At 64.8% G+C, this 21962-nt stretch carries 21 protein-coding genes; 4 read left to right on the forward strand and 17 right to left on the reverse strand.

What is annotated here, in order from left to right; translation table 11 throughout:
* Nucleotides 1-23: 23 nt before the first annotated feature.
* The 5 genes from AQ12_RS08475 to AQ12_RS08495 all read right to left on the reverse strand — a co-directional run bounded on the left by AQ12_RS08475 (nt 24) and on the right by AQ12_RS08495 (nt 4381).
* Nucleotides 24-1304 carry a TRAP transporter large permease gene (locus tag AQ12_RS08475; RefSeq protein ID WP_048439457.1) on the reverse strand — a complete coding sequence of 427 codons (1281 nt, stop codon included), beginning with the start codon at nt 1302-1304 and terminating at the stop codon, nt 24-26.
* Entirely contained in the window at nt 1301-1876 is a 576-nt protein-coding gene (locus AQ12_RS08480; protein ID WP_048439458.1) for a TRAP transporter small permease, read from the reverse strand. Before AQ12_RS08480 ends, AQ12_RS08475 begins: the two co-directional genes overlap by 4 nt.
* A 121-nt stretch (nt 1877-1997) precedes the next feature.
* The gene (locus AQ12_RS08485; protein ID WP_048439459.1) at nt 1998-2672 is read right to left on the reverse strand and encodes a TetR/AcrR family transcriptional regulator; all 675 of its coding nucleotides are present in this window, start codon (nt 2670-2672) and stop codon (nt 1998-2000) included.
* 234 nt (nt 2673-2906) lie between these two features.
* Nucleotides 2907-3365 carry a type II 3-dehydroquinate dehydratase gene (locus AQ12_RS08490; RefSeq protein ID WP_048439460.1) on the reverse strand — a complete coding sequence of 153 codons (459 nt, stop codon included), beginning with the start codon at nt 3363-3365 and terminating at the stop codon, nt 2907-2909.
* Nucleotides 3365-4381 (reverse strand): TRAP transporter substrate-binding protein, encoded by a 1017-nt coding sequence (locus AQ12_RS08495; RefSeq protein WP_048439461.1) that lies wholly within the window; start codon nt 4379-4381, stop codon nt 3365-3367. Before AQ12_RS08495 ends, AQ12_RS08490 begins: the two co-directional genes overlap by 1 nt.
* Nucleotides 4382-4506: 125 nt before the next feature.
* On the opposite strand from AQ12_RS08495, the gene AQ12_RS08500 reads away from it, so the two are divergent.
* The gene (locus AQ12_RS08500) at nt 4507-5322 is read left to right on the forward strand and encodes an IclR family transcriptional regulator (RefSeq protein ID WP_048439462.1); all 816 of its coding nucleotides are present in this window, start codon (nt 4507-4509) and stop codon (nt 5320-5322) included.
* A gap of 23 nt (nt 5323-5345) precedes the next feature.
* On the opposite strand, the gene AQ12_RS08505 is transcribed toward AQ12_RS08500, so the two are convergent.
* From AQ12_RS08505 to AQ12_RS08535, 7 genes are read right to left on the reverse strand one after another with little or no spacing between them, the layout of a single operon-like run.
* The gene (locus AQ12_RS08505) at nt 5346-6329 is read right to left on the reverse strand and encodes a tripartite tricarboxylate transporter substrate binding protein (RefSeq protein ID WP_048439463.1); all 984 of its coding nucleotides are present in this window, start codon (nt 6327-6329) and stop codon (nt 5346-5348) included.
* A 26-nt stretch (nt 6330-6355) separates the two neighbouring features.
* Nucleotides 6356-7342: a zinc-binding dehydrogenase gene (locus AQ12_RS08510; protein WP_048439464.1), complete on the reverse strand. Its 987-nt coding sequence runs from the start codon at nt 7340-7342 to the stop codon at nt 6356-6358.
* A 42-nt stretch (nt 7343-7384) separates the two neighbouring features.
* Nucleotides 7385-8194: an enoyl-CoA hydratase gene (locus tag AQ12_RS08515; RefSeq protein ID WP_048439465.1), complete on the reverse strand. Its 810-nt coding sequence runs from the start codon at nt 8192-8194 to the stop codon at nt 7385-7387.
* Nucleotides 8194-9384 carry a CaiB/BaiF CoA-transferase family protein gene (locus tag AQ12_RS08520; RefSeq protein ID WP_048439466.1) on the reverse strand — a complete coding sequence of 397 codons (1191 nt, stop codon included), beginning with the start codon at nt 9382-9384 and terminating at the stop codon, nt 8194-8196. The genes AQ12_RS08515 and AQ12_RS08520 overlap by 1 nt, the downstream gene beginning before the upstream one ends.
* A 5-nt stretch (nt 9385-9389) precedes the next feature.
* Nucleotides 9390-10469 (reverse strand): isocitrate/isopropylmalate dehydrogenase family protein, encoded by a 1080-nt coding sequence (locus AQ12_RS08525; protein ID WP_048439756.1) that lies wholly within the window; start codon nt 10467-10469, stop codon nt 9390-9392.
* 13 nt (nt 10470-10482) lie between these two features.
* Nucleotides 10483-11853, reverse strand: a complete 1371-nt coding sequence (locus tag AQ12_RS08530) for an MmgE/PrpD family protein (protein ID WP_048439467.1) — start codon at nt 11851-11853, stop codon at nt 10483-10485.
* A 52-nt stretch (nt 11854-11905) separates the two neighbouring features.
* Nucleotides 11906-12883: a tripartite tricarboxylate transporter substrate binding protein gene (locus tag AQ12_RS08535; RefSeq protein ID WP_048439468.1), complete on the reverse strand. Its 978-nt coding sequence runs from the start codon at nt 12881-12883 to the stop codon at nt 11906-11908.
* 108 nt (nt 12884-12991) lie between these two features.
* Here AQ12_RS08535 and AQ12_RS08540 point away from each other — a divergent pair, with 108 nt between their 5' ends.
* Nucleotides 12992-13912, forward strand: a complete 921-nt coding sequence (locus tag AQ12_RS08540; protein ID WP_048439469.1) for a LysR family transcriptional regulator — start codon at nt 12992-12994, stop codon at nt 13910-13912.
* Between the two features lie 112 nt (nt 13913-14024).
* Here AQ12_RS08540 and AQ12_RS08545 read toward each other — a convergent pair whose 3' ends face one another.
* Entirely contained in the window at nt 14025-14615 is a 591-nt protein-coding gene (locus AQ12_RS08545) for a GAF domain-containing protein (RefSeq protein ID WP_152682728.1), read from the reverse strand.
* A 50-nt stretch (nt 14616-14665) separates the two neighbouring features.
* Entirely contained in the window at nt 14666-16300 is a 1635-nt protein-coding gene (locus tag AQ12_RS08550; RefSeq protein ID WP_152682729.1) for a Na+/H+ antiporter, read from the reverse strand.
* A gap of 69 nt (nt 16301-16369) precedes the next feature.
* Between AQ12_RS08550 and AQ12_RS08555 the strand changes: the two genes are divergently transcribed.
* Nucleotides 16370-16885, forward strand: a complete 516-nt coding sequence (locus AQ12_RS08555; protein WP_048439471.1) for a DUF4142 domain-containing protein — start codon at nt 16370-16372, stop codon at nt 16883-16885.
* A gap of 60 nt (nt 16886-16945) precedes the next feature.
* Here AQ12_RS08555 and AQ12_RS08560 read toward each other — a convergent pair whose 3' ends face one another.
* Nucleotides 16946-18100 carry a YncE family protein gene (locus AQ12_RS08560; RefSeq protein WP_202967496.1) on the reverse strand — a complete coding sequence of 385 codons (1155 nt, stop codon included), beginning with the start codon at nt 18098-18100 and terminating at the stop codon, nt 16946-16948.
* Between the two features lie 192 nt (nt 18101-18292).
* Nucleotides 18293-19105, reverse strand: coding sequence for a creatininase family protein (locus AQ12_RS08565; protein ID WP_048439473.1), 813 nt, complete (start codon nt 19103-19105; stop codon nt 18293-18295).
* A gap of 64 nt (nt 19106-19169) precedes the next feature.
* On the opposite strand from AQ12_RS08565, the gene AQ12_RS08570 reads away from it, so the two are divergent.
* The gene (locus AQ12_RS08570) at nt 19170-19904 is read left to right on the forward strand and encodes a phosphatase PAP2 family protein (protein ID WP_048439474.1); all 735 of its coding nucleotides are present in this window, start codon (nt 19170-19172) and stop codon (nt 19902-19904) included.
* Nucleotides 19905-19912: 8 nt separating this feature from the next.
* Here the strand turns inward: AQ12_RS08570 and AQ12_RS08575 are convergent, their stop codons facing one another.
* Nucleotides 19913-21940: a cation-translocating P-type ATPase gene (locus tag AQ12_RS08575; protein ID WP_082151486.1), complete on the reverse strand. Its 2028-nt coding sequence runs from the start codon at nt 21938-21940 to the stop codon at nt 19913-19915.
* Between the last annotated feature and the right edge of the window lie 22 nt (nt 21941-21962).

Consider the following 21962-nt stretch of genomic DNA (forward strand, 5'->3'; position numbering starts at 1 on the left):
AATGAAAAATCCGGCCGCGTGCATCAGCCGTAAAGCCACTTCGCCGGCACCATCACCAGCTGAGGGAAAGCGATCATCAGGCCCAGCACGATGAACTGCGCGATCATGAAAGGCATCACGCCTTTGGTGACCGTGTCCATGCTGACCTTGCCGACGCCGGCCACCGTGCTGAGCACCGTGCCCACCGGTGGAGTGATGAGGCCGATGGCGTTGTTCACCATGAACATCACGCCGAAGTACACCGGGTCGATCCCGGCGGCCTTGACCAGTGGCATGAACACCGGCGTGAGGATCAGGATGGTGGGCGTCATGTCCATCGCGGTGCCCACGAGGATGGTCACCAGCATCATGGCCAGCATGAGCAGCTTGGGGTTATCGAGCAGCGGCTGCAGCAGGCTGATCAGTTCGGCAGGCAGGTTGGCCACGGTGATCATCCAGGCCGACACCATCGCAGCTGCGACCAGGAACATCACAACGGCGGTCGTCTGCGCAGCGGCCAGGAACAGGCCGTAAAGCTGCGACCACTTCAGTTCGCGGTACACGAACATGGCGATCACCAGCGCATAGACGGCGGCCACGACGGCCGCTTCAGTCGGCGTGAAGACGCCGAACTTCAGGCCCACCACCACGATCACCGGCAGGCCCAGGGCAAGCGTTGCGTCCTTGAATGCGCGCAGCATTTCCTGCTTGCTCGCGCGTGGCTTGGGTGCAATGTCTTCGCTGCGCACCAGCCACCACCAGGTGATCCACAGGGCCGCGGCAATCATGAGGCCCGGCGCGATGCCCGCCAGGAACAGCTTGGAGATCGACACATTCGCTGCAACGCCGAACACCACGAAACCAATGCTGGGCGGAATGATCGGACCCATGATGGCGGCCGAGGCGATGAGGCCGGTCGAGCGCGTCGTGCTGTGCCCCGCCTTGTGCATCATCGGCAGCAAGAGGGCCGTGAGCGCTGCCGCATCGGCCACTGCCGAACCCGAGAGCGCCGACATCAGCGCCGCCGCGATGATGACCACGTAGCCCAGGCCCCCCTTGACGTGGCCGACCAGCGTCATCGCCAGGTTGACGATGCGCCGCGACAGCCCGCCAGCGTTCATGATCTCGCCGGCCAGCATGAAGAAGGGCACGGCAAGCAGTGGAAAGCTGTTGGCGCCTTCGATGGTGTTCTGCGCCAGGATCTGCGCGTCGAACATGTTCATGTGCCACATCAGGGCCGCGCCCGTGGCCAGCAATGCGAAGGCGATCGGCACGCCCAGCGCCATGGCAACCAGCAGGGCGCCCAGGAAGATGGTGATGGTCATCGCGTCACCCCTGCGTTTGCGTTTGCAGTTGCGACTGCGCTAGCCGGGTTGGGGTGCGCCACGTCTTCCTCGGATTCGATGATGGCGATCAGGTCGTCGTCGGCGATCTGCCCGGAGATGAGCCGCCAGAACTCATGCATCAGCACGATGACTGCCAGCACTGCGAACACCAGGCCGCTGGCGTAGAGCCACGCCATAGACGCTTCCATCACCGCGCTGGTCGTGCCGCGATTGATGAGGGTTTGCTGCCACGCGCCGCTTGCCATCAGCCAGCACATGTAGAGCATGAGCAGATGCGACAGGCCCAGGCAGATCTTGCGACCGGCGACCGGCAGGCGAGAAACCAGCGAGTCGGTGCCCAGGTGGCCGTGGTGGCGCAGCGCGACGAGCGCGCCCAGGAAGGTCATCCACACGAAGAGCCAGCGCGACAGCTCTTCAGAGACCGTGATGCCGGAGTTGAAGCCGTACCGCAGCACGACGTTGCCGAACACCATCACCACCATCAGGGCGAGACACACCACCATGAGGAATGAAAAGAGCCGGCAGATAAGGTCGATCAGCTTTTGAAGCACGCGTTGTCTCCTGTCCGGTATTTTGTACGGACTGGTTAGTTTTAAAACGAGGGAAAACACCAATCCCGGCCGATGCGCGCTGGCTGGCCTGAAGAAGGTCGGGATGTGGGGGCGGAGGTGGTTACTTGCGCACGAAGCGCACGATCATCTCGACGACGTTGTCGCGGCGCTGCGCGATGTACGAGGCCTTTTGCATGTCGAGCTTGAAGATCAGCCCGAACGTGTAGCGGTTGGACACGTTGAAGAAACTCAGGGCCGAAATCGACGCATGGATATCGACCGGATCGAGCCCCTTGCGAAACAGGCCCGCCTTCACGCCGCGATCGTAGAGATTGCGGATCGCGGCAATCGCCGGCACGTTCAGCTCCTGGATGCGCGGGCTCTGCGCGAGGAACTGGCCCCGGTTGATGTTCTCTGACATCACGAGCCGAATGTAGTTCTCGTGCTGCAGGTGATGGTCGAAGGTGAAGGCGACCAGGCGGCGCAGCGCCTCTTCGGGCTCGAGGTCCTGCAGGTGCAGCTCGGACTCGACGTCGCGCACGCGGCGGTATGACTCTTCGAGCACGGCGAGGTACAAGCCCTCCTTGCTGCCGAAGTAGTAATAGATCATCCGCTTGCTGGTCTTGGTGGCAGCAGCAATCTCGTCGATGCGCGCGCCGGCCAGCCCTTTGGAGCCGAACTCGGCCTCGGCCACTTCCAGGATGTTGGCCTGGGTGCGTGCCGGATCGTTGGTGCGCCTGGCGGCAGCTTCTGGTGCCGCGCGTTTGGCGCCCCTGGTATGTACCAGTTCGTTCATTCATGAAGTATACGGTCGGCAGGGCGGAGCCGCTTCGCGGTGGATGCCGGATCAAGTCCGGCATGACAGCCAAATGGGAGTCCGCAAGCCGGCCAGTTGGACATCTGCGTGAGAAGAAGTTGGCTGTCATTGCGGGCTCGACCCGCAATCCATGACTTCACGGGCTCGACCTTCAATCCATGACTTCCTGGATGCCGGATCGAGTCCGGCATGACAGCCGGGAGGCAACTCGTGTCAGCCCGACGTATCCGACTCCCGCACGATCTCCGTCAGCGCGCGCAACCCCGCCGTGTACGACCGCCAACCCAGCCCCTGTATCGTCGCCTTCGCAGCCGGCCCGATGATGGAGTGATGCCGCCAGGTCTCGCGCGCCGCGATGTTGGACATGTGGATTTCCAGCACCGGAAACGGCATCGCCTTGATCGCATCGTGAAGCGACACACCATGCTGCGTGAGCCCGGCGGGGTTGAGCAGCGCGCCTGCGGCGATGTCGATGTTCTCGTGCAGCTTGTCCACCAGCGCACCTTCGTGATTCGACTGGAAGGTTTCGATCTCCACGCCCAGTTCGGCAGCCAGCACGCCCAGGCGTTCGTTGATCTGCGCGAGCGTGGTCGTGCCGTAGATGTGCGGCTCACGGCGCCCGAACAGGTTGAGGTTCGGGCCGTGCAGCACCAGGATCTTCGGTGCGCGCATCACCGGCGCACCCGTGCCAGTTCGTCGTTGTACAGCTTGACGATGGCAGGGTCGTAGCTGGCCGAGAACTTCTCGGTGACGGGTTTGGCGATGTCGCGCATGCGCGCCTGCTCGGCTGGAGCAACCGCGTTGTACTGCATGCCCTTGGCCTGCAGTTCGGCCACTGCGGTTGCAGCCGCAGCGCGGCTGACCTGCCGCTGGTAAGGACGTGCTTCGTTGGCCGCGTCGTTCATGATCTTCTGCTCGACCGGCGAGAGGCGATCCCAGAAGCGCTTGCTCACCAGGATGATGTTGGCGGCGTACACATGATTGGTCGCGCTCACGAACTTGTTCACTTCAAAGAACTTGTTCGACAGGATCACCGCAAACGGATTCTCCTGGCCGTCCACGGCTTTGGATTCCAGCGCGCCATACAGCTCGGCAAACGGCATCGGCACCGGGTTGGCCTTGAACGCCTTGAACGTATCGAGGAACACCGGGTTGGGAATCACGCGGATCTTCAGGCCGTCGAGGTCTTCGGCTCTGGTGATGGGGCGCTTGCTGTTGGTCACATTGCGAAAGCCCAAGTCCCAGTAGCCCAGCGCGACCAGGCCCTTCTCAGGCAGGCGTGCGATCAGCGCCTGGCCGAACGGGCCGTCGAGCAAGCCATCGGCCTGCGCGAAATTGCCCACCGCAAACGGGAAATCGACCAGGCCGAATTCCTTGACGATGCCGGCCAGCGAAGTGGTTGCGGGCGCCGACATTTCCTGCACGCCGCCCTGCAAGGCCGACTGCTGCTGCATCTCGTTGCCCAGCTGGTTGGACGGAAACTCCTGCACCTTCATCTTGCCGCCACTCTTGGCCGCGACGAGTTCGGCGAAGCGCTTCACGCCCATGCTGACGGGGTGGTCGGTGTTGTTCAGGTGGCCGAACTTGATCGTGCGTTCCTGGATGTCCTGCGCGGCGGCAGGCAGCGCGGCCAGGCCGATGGCTGCGAGGGCGGCGGCAAGCAGGCCGCGACGGAAGGTGGCTTTCATGGGGGTCATTTGGAAGAAGTCTCCTGGGGTCTTGTTCGGTGTCTTGTTCATCCAGCCGGGTGACTGGTGTCGGGATAATAGGGACGCCACTAGAACACCATTCCGATTCAGAATTTCATTCCACCATGTCAAATCTTCCAGCGCCCACGGGCACCGTCGATCGCGTCTTTCGCATCCTCGAAACCCTGGCTTCGCAGCCCGAAGGCATGGGGCTGGCGGCCATCGCCGACGAACTGGAGTTGCCGCGCAGCGCCTGCCACCGGCTGCTCGTCGAACTGGTGCGCTGCGGCTATGCGCGGCAGATTCGCGAGCAGGGCGACTATGCGTTGACGACCAAGTTGCCTGCGCTGGGACTGAGCTTTCTGGGCGGCGCCGGCATCATCGACATTGCGCAACCGGTGATCGACCAGCTGGCACTCGCATCCGGCGAGCTGGTGCGGCTTGCCCTGATCGATGGCGACCGGCTGACCTTTGTTGCCAAGGCACAGGGCGCGCGGTCGGGGCTGCGCTACGACCCCGACATGGGCATCGACGTGCGGCTGTCCTGCAGCGCGGCAGGGCACGCCTGGATGATGACGCTGTCAGAAGAGCGCGCGACGCAGCTTGTCGCGCAACAAGGCTTTGGCGAGCCGCGCAGCTATGGTCCGAAGGCGCCGACGACGTTCAGGGCGCTGATGAAGAAGCTCGACGAAGATCGCAAACGCGGCTTCAGCATGATCGATGAAATGTATTCGCCCGGCATGACGGCCATGGCCGCACCGGTGATGCGGCGTGGACAGGAAACGATAGGCGTCATCACCATCGCAGGCCCCCGGCAACGACTGACCGTGCCGCGCATGCAGGAGCTGGGGGCTCGCATTGTGTCGGCAGCTTCGCAGCTGGCGATGGCGAGTACCTCATCGCCCCTGTTCGCGCACAAGGGGCGCATGGCGGGCCGCTAGCGTCGCCCCTCCTCACTCCAGCGTCACTCCAGCTTCACGTTGGCTGACTTCACCAGGTTCACCCAGAACTTCGCATCGTCAACCAGGAACCGGTCGAACTGTTCGGGTGAGCCCGACAGCGACACCTCGGTGCCTTCGCGAGCCAGCGCGGCCTTGACGGACGGCAACTGCATGGCGGCCACCGTGGCATCGTGGATCTTCTTCACGATCGCCGGCGGCGTGCCTGCGGGCACGAACATGCCGTACCAGAACTCCAGGTTGTAGTCGGGCAGGCCGGCCTCCTTCATGCCGGGAAGGTCGGGCACCAGCGGCGAGCGTTCGCGGGTGCTCACGGCAATGGCGCGCAGGCGTCCGCTTGCTGCTGTCTGCGGCAGGACCGAGGGCGAGGTGCCGAAGGTCACCTGCGTATCGCCCGCCATCACCGACTGGATCGCGAGTGCGCCGCCGCGATAGGGCACATGGGTCATCTGAGCCCCGGTGAGCATCGTGAAAAGCGCTGCGCCCAGGTGCGGCGCGGAGCCGTTGCCCGAGGTCGAGTAGTTGAGCTTGCCCGGGTCTTTCTTCGCGGCCGCGATGAGTTCGGGCACCGTGCGAATGCCGGTCGATGGATTGACCGCCAGCACCAGCGGCGAAGTCGTCATCTTCGTCACCGCAGCCAGGTCGCGGGCGGTGTACGGGAGCTTGGGATTGAGCGCAGGGTTGACCGAGATGCTGCTCGGGCTGGCGATCAGCAGGGTGTAGCCATCGGCGGGTGCCTTGGCCACGATGTCGGCTGCGATGCTGGATCCATTGCCGGGCTTGTTGTCCACGACGACGGGTTGGCCCAGGGCTTTGCTGAACGCATCGCTCATCGCGCGCGCCACATAGTCGGCGGCGCCGCCGGGTGCAAAGCCGATCACCAGGCGTATCGGTTTGTTCGGATAGGCGGCGGGCTGTGCCGACGCAGTGCCGCAAACCGCAGCGCCCAGAGTCAACGCAACTGCAATGGCGAACTTCAGGTGTTTCATCTTGTCTCCAGCTTGTGATGGAAAATTCATGCGGCCGCCGGCATGCGCAGCACGATCTTGCCGATGTGCCCGGCCGCCTCCATCCGGGCCTTGGCTTGCGGCAGCTGCGCAAAGTCCATCACCGTGTCGATGTGGGGCTTGATGCGGCCCGAAGCAAAGAGCGGCAGCACTTCTTCGATGAAACGCGGCACGGCAGCCGAGCGCTGCTCTTTCGTGCGCATCTTGTTGGAAACGCCAAAGACGACGAGGCGCTTTGCATGCAGTGCTTCAAGGTCGATGTCGGCGTGGACAACGCCGTCAACGTAGCCCACCGTGGCAAGGCGGCCTTCAAATGCCATCGCGCGCACACTCTCGGCGAACACCGTGCCACCGACGGTATTGACGACGAGGTTCACGCCTTTTTGATGGGTCGCCTCCATGACAGCCGGTGCGAAGTCGGGCTTGCGGGTGCACAGCGCAACGTCCAGTCCGAGCGGTTTGAGCTGCGCCAGTTTGTCTGCCGAGCCCGATGTGCCGATCACATGCGCGCCGAGCGCCTTGCCCAGCTGCAGGGACGCCACGCCGACACCTGAGGACACGCCATTGACCAGCATCCAGTCACCGGCCTTCAGGCCGCCCTGCAACACCAGCATGTCGTAGGCGACCAGGAACACGAGCGGGATGCTCGCTGCCTCGATCATCGACAGGCCCGCAGGAACCTGCATCGCCTCGGCCGATTCCATCAGGGCGTATTCGGCGAACGCGCCCGCACAACGGCCCATCACCTTGTCGCCCGGATGGAAGCCGCTCACACCGGCACCCACAGACACCACTTCGCCCGCCCCCTCGCCGCCAATCGCTTTCCAGGTGCCGGGTGCGCCGTGCAGCCCGTGCCCGAGCAGGAACTCGCCGCGATTGAGCGACGTGGCGTGCATGCGCACCAGCAACTGGTTGGCGCCGGGCATCGGCTCGGGCCTGTCCCTCAATTCGAGCACCGTGTCGGTGTCGGTCATCTGCATCCAGTACGACTGCATGTGCGTGTGTCCTTGTTGTTGTCGTCGTGAAGGTGACAGGCCTCAGCGGCCCTTGAACACCGGCTTGCGCTTTTGCATGAAGGCGGTGCGGCCTTCTGTGTAGTCCTCGCTTTCGAAGCAACCGCGAATCAGCGAGGTGCACAGCTCGCGGTCGAGGTCGGTCGACGGCTTGAGGATCTCGCGCGTGATGGCCTTGGCCGCCATCACGGTGAGCGGCGCGTTCTCGGCCAGCGCCAAGGTGTACTGCGCCAGCAGCGAGTCCAGCGCCTCGGGTGCGCAGACGCGCGAGACGAGTCCCAGTGATAGTGCCTCGGATGCATCGATGCGGCGGGCGGTGAAGAACAGGTCTTTCGCCGCGCCCGGCCCGATCAGGTCCACCAGGTTCTTCATCGCAGAAAAGCGGTAGCCCAGGCCCAGACGTGCCGCCGGAATTGCAAACACCGAATCGCTGGCGGCGATGCGCATGTCGCAGGCGATGGCGACATTCACGCCGCCGCCTATGCACCAGCCGCGTATGCAGGCGAGAGTCGGTTTGCTGAAGTCGTGGATGCCGGTCAGCGTGGCCTCGGCCATCGCTTCGTAATGCGTCACGGCCTCGCGCGCGGCGCGCATGTCCTCGAACTGCGAGATGTCGGCGCCCGACACGAACGCCTTTTCTCCGGCCCCCGAGAACACCACCAGCCGCACGCGGTCGTCATCCCGGGCCAGGGCCAGCAGGGGCGGCACGGCTTCCCACATATCGACCGACAGGGCGTTGTGCCGTACCGGGTTGTTGAATCGGATGTGCAGGGTGCTGGCGTCCAGCCACGTCTGCACGCGCTCGGTTGTCGATGCGTAGGTTGGTTGTTCCATCAATACACTCCCGCGGCTTTCATTCGCCGCAAATCGTCTGCGGAGATTCCGAGTTCTGCCAGGACTTCTTCGGTGTGCTCGCCGCGCAAGGGCGCCGAGCGCGCCACGGTGCTGGGCGTGCGTTCGAGTTGCATCGGTTGGCCGACCAGCTTTTGCGGGCCCAGGCGTGGTGAGACCACATCCTTGATCATGCCCAGGTGCGCGATCTGCGGCTCATCGAGTGCTTCGCGCATGTTGCTGATGAGGCCGCACGCCACGCCGCCTTCGTTGAACTGCGCGATCCAGTAACTGCGATCGTGCGCAGCGAGCCGCCGGTTGATCTCGGCGTTGAGCGAGTCGCGATTCACCGAGCGGCCTGCCTTGTCGTGATAGCGCGCATCGCTCACCCACTCGGGTGCGCCGAGGATTGCGCAAAAACGCTCCCAGATCTTCGAGCCGAAGACAGCGATGTTCATGTAGCCGTCGCGTGCCTTGTACACGCCAGTCGGAATGCTGGTCGGGTGGAAGTTGCCGGCCTGCGTGGCGACCTCGCCGTCAATCAGGTATCGCGAGGTCTGGAAATCCATCATGTAGACCATGGCCTCCAGCAGCGAGGTGTGCACCCATTGGCCCTTGCCCGACGCTTCACGCTCCAGCAATGCGACCAGGATGCCCTGCGCCGCGAAGATGCCGGCGCACAGGTCGGCAATCGGGATGCCGACACGCATCGGCTCACCGTCGGGCGAACCTGTGACCGACATCAGCCCGCCCATGCCTTGCGCGATCTGGTCGAAGCCCGGTCGCTTTGCAAGCGGCCCGTCTTGCCCGAAGCCGGAGATGCTGGCATAGACCAGCCCTGGGTTGTCCTTTGACAGCGTCTCGTAGTCGATGCCCAGGCGGTGCTTCACATCGGGGCGGAAGTTCTCCACCACGACATCTGCCTTGGCGATCAGGCGCTTGAGCGTCGCAATGCCTTCTGGCTCTTTCAGGTTGAGCGTGATCGAGCGCTTGTTGCGGTGCGTGTACTGGTAGTCGGAGCCGTCCTGTCCGCCCAGCGTGTCGTCGCCGCGCATGTGTTCGGGCATTTGCACCTGGATGACATCGGCGCCCCAGTCGGCGAGCTGGCGGCACGCGGTGGGTCCGGAGCGAACCTGCGTGAGGTCGATGACCCGAAAGCGTTGCAAGGCGGCGGATGCGGGCATGTGCGGCATGGGATCTACTTTCGAAGGTTGCGCAACACGGCCTGCGTGAACGTTGCGGTGTTGCCCTTGCCGCGAATGTCGCCGGTGCGCGCGTCGGCATCGCCCAGGGCCTGCGTGATCGCCTGCGCCATCGAAGCGCCCATGCGCACCGCGCCCTCATTGCCCCGGCTGTGTCCGAGCCACTCGAACATCATGCGGGTCGATTCCATCATCGCGTACGGATTGGCAATGCCGCGCCCCGCGATGTCCGGCGCGGAGCCGTGCGTCGCCTGCGCCATCACCACATCGCCGTCGCCGATGCACAGGCCCGGCGCCATGCCCAGGCCGCCCACCAGTCCGGCTGCTTCATCGGACAGGATGTCGCCGAACATGTTGGTGGTGACCACCACATCGAAGCTTTGCGGGTCGCGCACCAGGCGCATCGCGAAGGTGTCGACGATCACGTCGTCGACCAGCACGTCCGGGTATTCGGGCGCGAGCTTCTGGCATTCCTCCACGAACATGCCGCAACTCAGTTTGAAGACCGTGTCCTTGTGGATGTAGGTCAGGTGCTTGCGTCGTTGCCTGGCGAGCTCGAACGCGGCGCGCGCCACGCGGCGGCTGCCGGTGCGCGTGATGACGCGTACCGACAAGGTCACTTCATCATTGGGCCGGAACTCACCGCTGCCCATCAGCATGTTGCGGTCCGGCTGGAAGCCCTCGTTGTTCTCGCGCACGATGACCAGGTCGACGTTGTCGTGCAGGCAGCCGATGTCGGGATACGAGCGTGTCGGACGCACGTTGGCAAACAGGTTGAACTGCTTGCGAAGAATCGGGTGCGGGTTGATCGCGTTCGGACCTTTGGGATACGCGCGGTGGCCGATGGGGCCGAGGATCCAGCCGTCGAGCGTCTTGAGCGCCTCCAGCGTTTCAGGCGGCAGTGTGTGGCCGTGCGTCTGGAGTGCACGCGCGCCTATGGGCAGGGGCGTCCAGTCGATGGCGACGCCGTGCAGTTCGGCGGCAGCGCGGCTGATGTCCACCGAAACCGGAACGATCTCGTGGCCGATGTCATCGCCATCGAGGATGCCGATGCGAAGTGCTTCTGTGTTGCTCATGGGCTGCGTCGGTTCAGGGCCGGCACAGCGCCGTGAGTGCGCGCACATCGGCCAGGGTAGCGAGCGACCAGCACGACGCCGTGATGTCTTTCGCTTTCGCAGCGCCCAGTACCGGCTCGACGAGCGATATGAACTTGCCTTCCAGCTGCGAATCGCTCAAGGGGTTCTCCAGCGAGCCGATGGCGTGGTCCACCCGCACTTCGATGCTACGGCCATCTTTCAGTACCGCAGTCACGCGCACCGATGCCTCGTGGATCGAATCGTCCACCGTCGCCTGCACCTTGTCGCGCAGCGCCACGACGCGCGGATCGGTCACCACCGCATCGGCGAATTCGTCTTCACCTGCCTTGCCGTAGATGAGACCCACCGCGCAGCCGTGATACACGCTGAACTTTCCCTGCAGGCCGTCCCTGGGTGTCTTCTTGCCGGTGAGTTCGAGCACGAGGGAGTGCACCCGCAGTTCGATGCGCTCGACCTGGTCCGGTGTGATGCCTTTGTCCTTGAGCTGCACGCAGGCATCGATGCTCGGGTGGATCACGATGCCGCACGCAAACGGCTTGTAGGTGTTGAACGAAATCTCGAAGCGCTCGCCGAGTTCGTCGGTGACTTCATGCCACGCGCGCTTGTCGGATGCCACTTGCACGAAGCCGCGCGGAGCCTCTATCGCTCGCGGGCTCGACGTGAAGCCCTTGCTCGCCATCAATGCGGACATCAATCCCGCACGCGCGGCGCCGCCCGGATGGAACGGCTTGGTCATCGTGCCGAATTGTTCGCGCAGTCCAACGGGCTGCGAGGCTGCGATGCCCAGCGCCATCGCGGTCTGCTGCTCGTTCAGGCCGAGCACGCGCGCGCAGCCGGCTGCCGCGCCGAGCATGCCGGTGGAGCCGGTGATGTGCCAGCCGCGGTCGTAGTGGTCGGGGTACATGGTGTTGCCGATGCGGCAGGCCACATCGATGCCCAGCACCAGCGCGTCGATGACCACGCGGCCTGCGATGCCCTGGTGCTCGGCCAGCGCCAGCACGGCAGAAGCCACGGGGCCGGCAGGATGGATGATGGTCTTGAGGTGCGTGTCGTCGAAGTCGAAGGTGTGCGAGGTGATGCCGTTGAGCAGCGCGGCGCTGCCCATGTCCACCTTCTCGCTGCGGCCCAGCACGCTGGCCTGTGCGGCCGGCTCCAGCATCTGCACGGCGGCCAGCGCCGCATCGGCGGCTTCATGGTGCGCGGCGCCGATCGCGCAGCCCAGCCAGTTGTAGAAGGTGCGATGCGCTTCGTGCTCGACAGCCTCGCTCCAGCCGCGCGAGGGATGCGTTGATGCGAACTTCGCCAGGATGCTGGTGATGGGTGGCGCCGCCAGATCGGCGGGGACGTGGGTGTTGCGTGCCAAGGGAATTCTTTCGAAAGGGTGTTCGTCGGTTGCCGGTCGTCGGTGGAGTGGACTACTCGTCCAGCTGGATCTTTCGCGCCTTCGCCAGCGCGGTCCAGCGCGTGATCTCGCTCTTGATGTACTGGCCGAACTGATCTGGCGACATGGGCCAGGGTTCCACCGCCTCGCCTGCGAGCTTCTCCGCGAGGTCGGGTGACTTCAGCACCGCGACCTGCGTTTCGTTCAGGCGCTTCACGATGTCCGCCGGCATGTTGGCCGGGCCGACCGAGCCATACCACTGCATCGCGTCGAACCCCTTGAAGCCGATCTCGTCCATCGTCGGCACATCCTTGAGCTGCGGGCTGCGCTGCTTGCCGGTGACGGCCAGTGCGCGCATGCGGCCCGAACGCAAATGCGGCAACGCAGCCGCAAGCCCCGGAAACATCGCCTGCGTCGAGCCGCCCAGCAGGTCGTTGATGGCAGGCGCAATGCCGCGGTAGGGAATGTGCAGCATGAACAGGCCCGTCTCCTGCTTGAACAGCTCCATCGTCAGGTGCGTGAGCGAGCCCGCGCCGGCCGAGCCGTAGTTGACCTTGCCCGGTTGGCGCTTGACGTAGTCGATGAATTCCTTGACGTTGGTGGCCGGCACGCTGGAATGAATGGCCAGCACATTGGGCGTCGCGCCGATCATGCCGATGGGCGTGAAGTCCTTGATCGCGTCATAGGTTACGCGCCGCGTGGCCGGCGTGGTTCCATGGGTTGCGACATAGCCCTGCAGCAGGGTGTAGCCGTCGGGCGCGGCGCGCGAAGTGAGCTGGCATGCGACCACGCCGCCACCGCCGCTCTGGTTGTCCACCGCGAAGCTCTGGCCCAGCAGCTTGCCCCAGCGGTCGGTGACGACGCGCGCGATCATGTCGTTGCCCCCGCCTGCGGCGACCGGCACGATGTAGCGAATGGGTTTGGCGGGCCATGCTTGCGCGTGCGCGAGTTGTCCGATCTGCGGGAGCGCAATGGCAGACGCGGCCGCCTGCAGCAGGTGTCGGCGTTTCATGGGATGTCTCCTTCGTTGTGCGTGCGATGTTGACGCGCTCCCGGCGTGCTGTAAATTGCATCTTTCTGAATACTTGATGCACGAACTGCATGAATCGAAAGGGCCGCCATGAGCGCTGTCAAACCCACGCTGGCCGACCTCCGGGCCTTCGTTACCGTCGGCCACCTGCAGAGCTTTGCGGCTGCTGCCAAGGTGCTGCATCTGTCGCAGCCCGCGCTCTCGCGTCGCATCTCGCACCTGGAAGAAGTGCTGGATGTGCGCCTGTTCGACCGCACCACGCGCAGTGTCGAGCTGACGATGCTGGGCCGCCGCTTCCTGGTTCATGTGCGCTCGGTGATCGACGACCTCGACCAGTCGGTGTTGAGCCTGCACGATGTGGCTCACCTGGAGGCGGGCGACGTGACGGTGGGTTGCGTGTTTTCGGGGGTGCATCACTTCCTGCCGGAGGTGATCCGCTCGTTTCGCAAGGAGCACCCGCATGTGCTCGTGCGGATCATCGAAGAGGGCGCCGACGAAGTGCTGGAGAGCGTCAAGGCCGGCGAGGCTGACTTCGCGCTCAACTACACCGGCATGCAGGACCCCGAGGTCGAGTTCACGCCGCTGCTCAAGGAAGCGTTCGTGCTGGCGTGTCCGGCTGGGCATGTGCTGGCGAAGCGCCGTTCGGTTCGATGGGAAGAACTGGCCGACCATCCGTATGCGCTGGTGTCGCAGCAAAGCCGAAACCGCGTGCTCATCGACCAGGCACTGGCCGAGCTGGGCCGCCTGCCGCGCCCTGTGTGCGAGGTGCGCCATGTGTCGACATTGATCGGGCTGGTCGCCAACGGGCTGGCGGTGGCCATCGTGCCGCAGCTCACGCTGCCCCGCGAGCGCGGGTCGGTGGTGGGCGTGCCGCTGGAGAAGCCGACGATCACGCGAACGATAGGACTCATCCGGCGCCGGGGCCGCAGTATGTCACCGGCAGCTGATGCGTTTGCCCGGCTGGTGACACAGGCGAGCCGGGCCAAAGGGAAGGCCAAATCGAGGAGCTGAAAGGGCACTCATCAGTGGGGCGGTGCGCCTGCGGTTGTCATGCCGGACGCGATCCGGCATCCACCGCGAAGCATGCGCAAGGAGATAGAGGCGAAAAAAACGCCTTGACACTTCAGGCTCGACCTTCCTCCAGTCGGGCCGCCGCCAGCTTCGCGGTGTAGCGCAGCGTGCGCATGTCCTTGGCCTTGAGCTCGTCGTTGGGCGCAAAGCTGAAGCAGCACAGCGTGCCGTACACCTCGCCGCTCTTGAGGTGGATGGGCGTGCTCATGTGGGTGCCGACCGGGAAGGGCGTTGCGGGAAGTTCTCCGGCTTTTTGAAGCACGCCGGCATCGGGGATGAATTCAGGCAGGCGTCCGTCAACGACCCTTGCGCACCACGACTCTTCCAGCGGGTCGCATCCGCCGCGCGAGATCACTTCCTTGCCGGGCATCTGGTCCACGTGCCGAAAGTAACGTTTGCCGTCGGCGAACTCGGACACGAACACCACATCCATGCTCAGTTGTTCACGCAGCAGCTTGAGCACATCGGTAATCGACGAGTCGATCAGTGCATCGGATTCATCAGAGGTTGCAACGAGCATTTCGGCAACCTTGACCTCGAATGCGTCCTCGGAAAACTCGAACGGGTCGCGTTCGGATTTTGCGCGCGATGCGCTGGAGGCCGGGTGAGCAGAAGCAGGGGCGGGGGTGTCGCGGTGGGCCATGATCGGCTCATTGTAAGTTCGCCGATTGCCAATCGCGAAGCGCAAATCTGTTACTCGACGAGCACCCCATCGGGCTGTGTGGGGACCGGCTTTTCGGACTGCCTGATGGGCAGGTGTGCCTGTTCGTAGTCGAGCATTTCCATGAGGTGATGCATCACTTCGTCACCAATTTCGTTGGCCCGCCACAGCCGGATCAGCTCGGCCCGCTCCGCCTGAATCGCCGCGAACCGCAGCCGGTTCACCAGCTCGACGCGCGGCGTTCGTTCTGAATCTGGCGAGGCAACCACGGCGATGCGGTCCGCGATCTCGGCCTTCAGGGCGCGAGCCCAGCCCGGTGGCGCGCCTTCCGCGATCAGCTGTTTGTCGATGGCTGCCAGGGCGGCCGTGCTCATCGCGCTGCGCACACGGATCTGCTCATCGTGCAAGCTCCAGTTGGACCCCACCTTGAGCCGGCGAATCATGGGCGTCAGGGACAGCCCCTGCCCGATCAGTGTTGCCAGAATGACGGCAAAGCTCACGAAGATGATGAGGTCGCGGTAGGGAAACGGTGAGCCGTCCGCCAGCTTCAAGGGCAGGGCCAGGGCGGCGGCGAGCGAGACGATGCCGCGCATGCCGCACCAGCTGATGATGATGAGTTCGTTCTTGTTGGGGCGCGGCGCGTCATCGCGCAGGTTGCCCGAGAGGCGCTCGGGCAAATACGCCACCGGGAACACCCAGAGAAACCGGACCGCGACAGCGACTGCCGTCACCGCGATCGCAACCGCCGTGAGCAAAGCCGTCGGAAAGTTTCCGAGGTTGACCACGACGCCGTGAATCTGCAGGCCGATCAGCATGAACACCAGGCTGTTGAGCAGGAACACCAGCAGGTTCCACACCGAGCGCGCCATGATGCGCATTTCGGCCGAGACGATCTCGGGTGCATAACGGCCGCGCACCAATCCTGCTGCCACGACAGCCAGCACGCCCGATGTATGCATCAGCTCGGCGGCGATGTAGGTGGCGTAGGGAATCGTGAGCACGGTGAGCACTTCGATGAAGGGGTCGCCCAGCCGCTTGTGGATCCAGATGTAGGCGAACGCCAGCGCCATGCCCACCGCAATGCCGCCGATGGACACAGCGGCGAACTGCACCGATGCCTCCATCCACGAGAACGCGCCGGTGAGTACCGCAGCCACTGCGAACTTGTAGAGCACCAGGCCCGATGCATCGTTGACCAGGCTTTCGCCTTCCAGGATCGTGACGATGCGCCGGGGCATGTTCAGGCGCGAAAGGATCGCAGTCGCCGCCACCGCATCGGGCGGCGAGACGATGGCCCCGAGCACGAAGGCCGCCGCCCACGGCACGTCGGGCACCATCCATTTGAGCGTTGCGCCGACAGCGAGCGTCGTGACTGCAACCAGGCCGATGGCCAGCAGGCCGATGGGCCTGATGTTGGCCTTGAAGTCGGTCCAGGAGGTGAGAAGCGCAGCCTGGTAGAGGATGGGCGGTAGCACCGCCACCAGGATCAGCTGCGGATCGAACGCGTATTGCGGCAGGTTGGGCACCAGGCCGAGCACGGCTCCGCCCGCGACCAGTGCGATCGGATAGGGAAACTTGAAGCGTCGTGCAATCCAGCCGAGGGCGACGGAACTGAGCAACAACAAAACCAGGAGTTCGAGTAGCGCCATGTAAAACGGGGGACGCAAGGGCCGTGCCGATTATGGATGGGCTTGCACTTGCGCCACAATCCGCCTTTTTGTCCTCTCGGCAAACCCATGATCAAACTTTCCACTTCGTTTGCTGCCCCGGCGCTTGTCGCCCTGGTCGCACTGGCCTCGGGCACGGCATGGGCTGCAGGCCTGGCCAAGCCAGACCAGGAGTTCCTGGAAAAAGCCGCCATCGGCAACCTGTTCGAGATCGAGGCGGGAAAGATGGCCCTGGCGCGGGGCAAGAAGGAAGACGTCAAGCTGCTGGGTGAGCAGAGCGTCAAGGATCACACGAAGAACGCGCAGGAACTGGCGCAGCTTGCCGCGGCCAAAGGTGTCAAGTTGCCGACGGAATTGCCGGCCGACCGAAAAAAGAAGCTGGAGGCCTGGGCAGCATCAAAGAACTTCGACGGCCTGTATCTCAGCGCCCTGGGCTACAACAGCCATTCGCAGGACATGGCCCTGTTTGAAAAGGCGAGCAAGGAGGCCAAAGACAAGGACGTTCGCGCTTACGCGGCGAAGACCCTGCCCGTTCTCAAGATGCACAACCGCGCCGCGCACGGCAGCCTGACGAACAAGTCCTGAAAGGCGGCCGTAGAAGCTCGTCATGCCGGGCCACGACCCGGCATCCATGCAGTTTGCGAATCAGCGCAGGTTGCCCGTATGCCCCAGCGAATAGCGCCCGGGCTGCGGCCACACCGTCAGGCCGTGCGGCTCGCGCCCGACCTTGACCTTGTCGACCGCGCCGGTCGTCGTGTCGAAGCGATAGACGACGTTGTCGTATCGGCCTGACAGCCAGAGCCACTTGCCGTCGGCGCTCACGTTGCCCATGTCGGGGCTGCCGCCGCCGGGGATGGGCCAGTTGGCAACAACCTTGCGGGAAGCGAAGTCGATGACTGCAACGCCGCCCGGTCCACGCGGCACGCCCCGGATGAAGTTGCTGCCGCGATTGGCCACGTACAGGCTCTTGCCGTCGCGGCTGGGGTACAGGCCGTGCGAGCCGACACCCGTGGGGATGTAGCCGATCTGGCGAAAGGGTTCGAGCTCGACGATGTGCACGCCGTCGGCCACCATGTCGGCGACGTAGAACGTCTTGCCGTTGGGCGCAGCGCGGATGTCCTGCGGCATGGCGGGCATGCCGCGAATGGCGCCATGCTGGTGGCCGCCATGCTTGGGCGACAGCTGGGCGATCTGCTTCCTGATCTTCTCCATCTCGGCAGGCTTGTCGAAGTCGCGGTGGACCAGGATGGTGGCCATCACCTTGCGGTTGACCATGTCGATCTTGGTGACCGAGCCGCCGAATTCGCAGGTGAAGATCGCGAACTTGCCGTCGATGGAAAAGTCGGCGTGGTTGATGCCGGCGCACTCGGGCGTGGGCAGCGAAAACTCCAGCTTCATCGTGCGCGGATCGCGAAAGTCCAGGCGCTTGTAGGCCTCGGCCACGACGATGGCGTACTTGCCGTCGGGCGACCAGTACAGGTTGTACGGATCGTCCACCGGAATGTTCGGGCCGGGCTTGCCGGTCTTCGGGTCGATGGGCGTCAGGCTGCCGTCGGTGCGGCCTTCGGCATTGTTGGCAACCCACAGCGTCTTGAGGTCCCAGGACGGAACGACGTGCTGCGGATGGATGCCGACCTTGAAGGTGTCGATGACCTGCAGCGTGGCCGGGTCGATGACCGACACCGTGTTGCTGCTGCGGTTGGGCACGTACACACGCTCCAGCGAACCGGCAACTGCAGGCGAGAGCTTGCTGGACGTCGTTTCGCTGTAGAGATTGGCCGGATCGATCACGGCCGGCATGCCGGGCACCGTGGCGATGGCGGTTGCGTTGGACAGGCCCGACGCCGAAGCCGAAGCAGTGGAGGTCGGGTTCTGCGCGTAGGCAGAGGCAAGCAGCGCGCCGAGCAGCGTGCAGAGAAGGGTTTTTTTCATGGGATCGGTAACAGAAGTAGGGGCGCAGGGACGCCGCAACGGGCGAAACAACCCTCGATGCTAACGCCGGACAGCCACTGCATCGCGAATGGCCCTTGCGGCGTGCTCGACTATCAGGTCGGTGCCAAGCTTGCCAAATGCCGCGCTCGCCTGGGTCGGATCGCCGGTCACCCCGGACACGGGCTCAGGGGCGGGCGGCGTGCGCATCGCGTTTTCGCGGATGCGCGAGGCATCGACGCCCAGCATCAGCGAGGTGTCTGCCAGACCCGCGTGGGTGCCGATCTGCGCTGGTGTGATGCCCCGGCCACGCAATGCCTCATTGAACACGGTGGTGGCTGCCTGGTAGTACTGCGGTACCGGGTGAGCCCGCGCGGGGGTGCCCGCCCACTCGCGGTTCAGGCGTGCCGCGACCGCTGCGATGCTGCCCTGGTAGTTGCCTGAATCGCCGATGAAGACAATGTCGCGAAAGCCATGCTGGCGCAAGCTGCGCGCTGCGCCGAGCAGCACGCCTTCGAAGGCTTCCTGCGGCACCGAGATCGTTCCCGGAAACCGCATGTGACCGCCCGGCGGCGAAATGCGCCCCTCCGGCACATAGCTGACGACCGGCGCGACGATGGTGTTGCCAACTGCTGAGGCAATGCGCGCCGCCAGCGCGGCCGCGCGGAAATTGTGTTTGCCCAGCGCCATGTGGGGGCCGTTCTGCTCGGTGCCGCCGATGGGGATGATGATGGTGGTGTGCCCGGCCTTGAGCGCATCGCGCACCTCGGTCCAGGTCATCTCGTCGAGCAGGAGGCTTGTCGCCGTCGCGCTGAAACTGGCGAGGCCGAGCGCCAGCACGGCGCCAAGCCGGACGAGAGCGGGTCGTAGATTCATTCGGATTTCCTTGTGTGCACAGTGATGGGGGCCGCGGTCCAGCGACTCATGCTACGGTAGGTGCATGCTGATTGAACTGGTTGCCGAGTCGATAGTGCTCGTGGCGCTGGTCCTGTTTGGCTACGTCGCATTGAAGCGCTACGTCCACTATCGCCAGCCCTGGTATCGGGAACTCCTGCTCAGGCGCCGGCTCGCCGTCATGGGGCTTTTGGTGCTGCTGATTGTCGGGGCGAAGGTGTTCGAGGATGTCCTGGCCCAGGAGTCAGGCGTGGTGGACCGGTACATCCTGACCTTCATCCGTGCGCACATGCCCGCGTCGCTCCATGGCTTTTTCAACGGGGTGACGGTTGCAGGCTCGGCACTGACGGTGGTGCCGGTGGCGGTGGTCGCTGCGCTGGGATTGTTGTGGCGCAGGCGGCGTGCCGAGGCGTTGCTGGTCACGGCCTCGCTCGCAGCGGCAGCGTTGGCGGTGTACCTCATCAAGACGGCGACCGGCCGTGCGCGCCCCGCGCTGTGGGAGACCGAGTGGTTCTGGGGCTCCAGCTTTCCGAGCGGCCACACGACGCACACAGCGGCTGTGGTGACGGCGCTGGCCTTGTGCGCGGGGCGGCTGTGGCCCGCCTGCGGGCGATGGGCGATGGCGCTTGCCCTGGGCTGGACGTCGCTCGTTGCGCTCTCGCGCCTGGTTCTGGGTGTCCATTGGCCGACGGATGTGCTGGCAGCGATGTGCCTGGGGACCTTCATTGCATTGGCCATCAGCATGGCGATCGACTTGCGCCACCACGCGGCGAGCCGCTGAACCGCAGGTCAGTGCGACTTGTCGATCTCGGCACGCGCCCCGCGCAGAAGCCGCAGCCCGTTGCCCACCACCAGCAGGCTGGCCCCCATGTCCGCGAACACCGCCATCCACATCGTGGCGCTGCCAAACACCGCGAGCACGAGAAACACGGCCTTGATGCCCAGCGCCAGCGCGATGTTCTGCCACAGCACCGCATGTGTGCGCTGCGACAGGCGCACGGTCTCGGCCACGCGTTGCAGGTCGTCATTCATGATGATGACGTCGGCTGCTTCCATCGCGATGTCGGTGCCCATGCCGCCCATGGCGAATCCGATGTCGGCCTGCGCGAGGGCCGGCGCATCGTTGATGCCGTCGCCGGTCATGCCGGTCGGACCGTAGCGCTTTCGCATTTCCTGGATTGCTTCGAGCTTGGCCTCGGGCAGCAGGTCGCCGCGTGCATCGGCAATGCCGGCCTGCGCGGCAATGGCCTGGGCCGTGGCCGCGTTGTCGCCCGTGAGCATGACGGCAACGATGCCCAGCGATTTCAGGTCGGCAATCGCGCGGCGCGATGTCTCCCTGATCGTGTCGGCCACCGCGAAGATGGCAACCACCTTGTCGTCGGCTGCGAGCAGCGTGACGGTGCGGCCCTGTGACTCGTGCCGGGCCAGTTCCGCTTCAACCTCGGGGCTGCAGTAGCCCCGCTCATGCATGGACCGGTGATTGCCCAGCACCAGCCGGACACCGTCCGCCGTTCCTTCAACACCGCGGCCGGGCAGCGCCACGAAGTTGTCGACTGCGGCGCGTTCGTCATCCAGGCCTGCGGCAATCGCCTGCGACACCGGATGATCCGATCGGCTCGCCATGCTGGCCGCAAGACGCCTGGTGCGCAGCTCATCTGCGCCGCCCCATGTGCGCCAGTCCACCAGCCTGGGCTTGCCCTCTGTGATCGTGCCGGTCTTGTCGAGCGCGACGGCCTTCAGCGTGCGCGCCGATTCCAGATAGGTGCCGCCCTTGATGAGGATGCCGCGCCGGGCGCCCGCAGCAAGTGCGCTCACCACCGTGACGGGCGTCGAGATCACCAGCGCGCAGGGACACGCGATCACCAGCAGCACCAGCGCCTTGTACGCCGCCTGCAGCCACGTGAGGTCGGTGAGCAGCGGCATGAGCACGGCCACTGCAATGGCGAGCGCGAACACGGCGGGTGTGTAGATCGCGGCGAAGCGATCGACGAAGCGCTGCGTGGGCGCGCGTTTGGACTGCGCCTCTTCGACGGCGTGGATGATGCGCGCCAGCGTCGTGTTGCTCGCGCCGGCCGTCACGCGAAATTCGAGCTCGCCGGTTTGATTGACTGTGCCTGCAAAGACGGCGTCGCCGATGGCCTTGTCCACCGGCATGCTCTCGCCGGTGACAGACGCCTGGTTGACGGCGCTCGCGCCTTTGACGACCACGCCATCGAGCGGCACGCGCTCGCCCGGCTTGATGCGCACGATGGCATCGAGCGGCACATCGGCGATCGGCATGGATTGCCAGCCGCCGTCTGCGCCGCGCGCGAGCGCGGATTCCGGCGCGAGAGCCAGCAGTCCCTTGATGGCGTTGCGTGCGCGGTCCACCGCCTTCGCCTCGATCAGCTCGGCAATGGAATACAGCGCCATCACCATCGCGGCCTCGGGCCATTGGCCGATGATGAATGCGCCGGTCACCGCCACGGCCATCAATGCATTGATGTTGAGCCGGCCCTTGATGAGCGAGGCGATCCCGTTCCTGTAGACGTCCAGCCCGGCAAGGCCGATGGCGATGGCAGCCAGGGCCATGCCGATGGCTTTCCACTGCATGCCGGCAGGTGCGAAGAACTCGCAGGCCTCGGCGGCTATCGCCAGGGCCAGGGCCAGCGCGAGGCGCGCAACGCCGGGTTCGTCGCCGTGGTCATGGTCGTGGTCATGGTCGTGGTCATGGCCGTGCTCATGGTCATGGCCAGCGTGATCGTCCTGGTCGGCGTTCACCTTCAGTGGTGGCGGCGCGCAGCAATCATCGGCGGCGGGTGGGTGTTTGTGCTCCATGCTGCGATTGGAACCCAACGCC

Source organism: Caenimonas sp. SL110 (assembly GCF_001044395.1).
Lineage (GTDB): Bacteria > Pseudomonadota > Gammaproteobacteria > Burkholderiales > Burkholderiaceae_C > Ramlibacter.

Excerpts from the sequence above, each read along its gene's own strand:
- AQ12_RS08475 (WP_048439457.1), bottom strand. The coding sequence starts at position 1,304 with ATGACCATCACCATCTTCCTGGGCGCCCTGCTGGTTGCCATGGCGCTG.
- AQ12_RS08485 (WP_048439459.1), bottom strand. The coding sequence starts at position 2,672 with ATGAACGAACTGGTACATACCAGGGGCGCCAAACGCGCGGCACCAGAA.
- AQ12_RS08490 (WP_048439460.1), bottom strand. The coding sequence starts at position 3,365 with ATGCGCGCACCGAAGATCCTGGTGCTGCACGGCCCGAACCTCAACCTG.
- AQ12_RS08495 (WP_048439461.1), bottom strand. The coding sequence starts at position 4,381 with ATGAAAGCCACCTTCCGTCGCGGCCTGCTTGCCGCCGCCCTCGCAGCC.
- AQ12_RS08500 (WP_048439462.1), top strand. The coding sequence starts at position 4,507 with ATGTCAAATCTTCCAGCGCCCACGGGCACCGTCGATCGCGTCTTTCGC.
- AQ12_RS08505 (WP_048439463.1), bottom strand. The coding sequence starts at position 6,329 with ATGAAACACCTGAAGTTCGCCATTGCAGTTGCGTTGACTCTGGGCGCT.
- AQ12_RS08510 (WP_048439464.1), bottom strand. The coding sequence starts at position 7,342 with ATGCAGTCGTACTGGATGCAGATGACCGACACCGACACGGTGCTCGAA.
- AQ12_RS08515 (WP_048439465.1), bottom strand. The coding sequence starts at position 8,194 with ATGGAACAACCAACCTACGCATCGACAACCGAGCGCGTGCAGACGTGG.
- AQ12_RS08520 (WP_048439466.1), bottom strand. The coding sequence starts at position 9,384 with ATGCCGCACATGCCCGCATCCGCCGCCTTGCAACGCTTTCGGGTCATC.
- AQ12_RS08525 (WP_048439756.1), bottom strand. The coding sequence starts at position 10,469 with ATGAGCAACACAGAAGCACTTCGCATCGGCATCCTCGATGGCGATGAC.
- AQ12_RS08535 (WP_048439468.1), bottom strand. The coding sequence starts at position 12,883 with ATGAAACGCCGACACCTGCTGCAGGCGGCCGCGTCTGCCATTGCGCTC.
- AQ12_RS08540 (WP_048439469.1), top strand. The coding sequence starts at position 12,992 with ATGAGCGCTGTCAAACCCACGCTGGCCGACCTCCGGGCCTTCGTTACC.
- AQ12_RS08545 (WP_152682728.1), bottom strand. The coding sequence starts at position 14,615 with ATGGCCCACCGCGACACCCCCGCCCCTGCTTCTGCTCACCCGGCCTCC.
- AQ12_RS08555 (WP_048439471.1), top strand. The coding sequence starts at position 16,370 with ATGATCAAACTTTCCACTTCGTTTGCTGCCCCGGCGCTTGTCGCCCTG.
- AQ12_RS08560 (WP_202967496.1), bottom strand. The coding sequence starts at position 18,100 with ATGCCGGCCGTGATCGATCCGGCCAATCTCTACAGCGAAACGACGTCC.
- AQ12_RS08565 (WP_048439473.1), bottom strand. The coding sequence starts at position 19,105 with ATGAATCTACGACCCGCTCTCGTCCGGCTTGGCGCCGTGCTGGCGCTC.
- AQ12_RS08570 (WP_048439474.1), top strand. The coding sequence starts at position 19,170 with ATGCTGATTGAACTGGTTGCCGAGTCGATAGTGCTCGTGGCGCTGGTC.
- AQ12_RS08575 (WP_082151486.1), bottom strand. The coding sequence starts at position 21,940 with ATGGAGCACAAACACCCACCCGCCGCCGATGATTGCTGCGCGCCGCCA.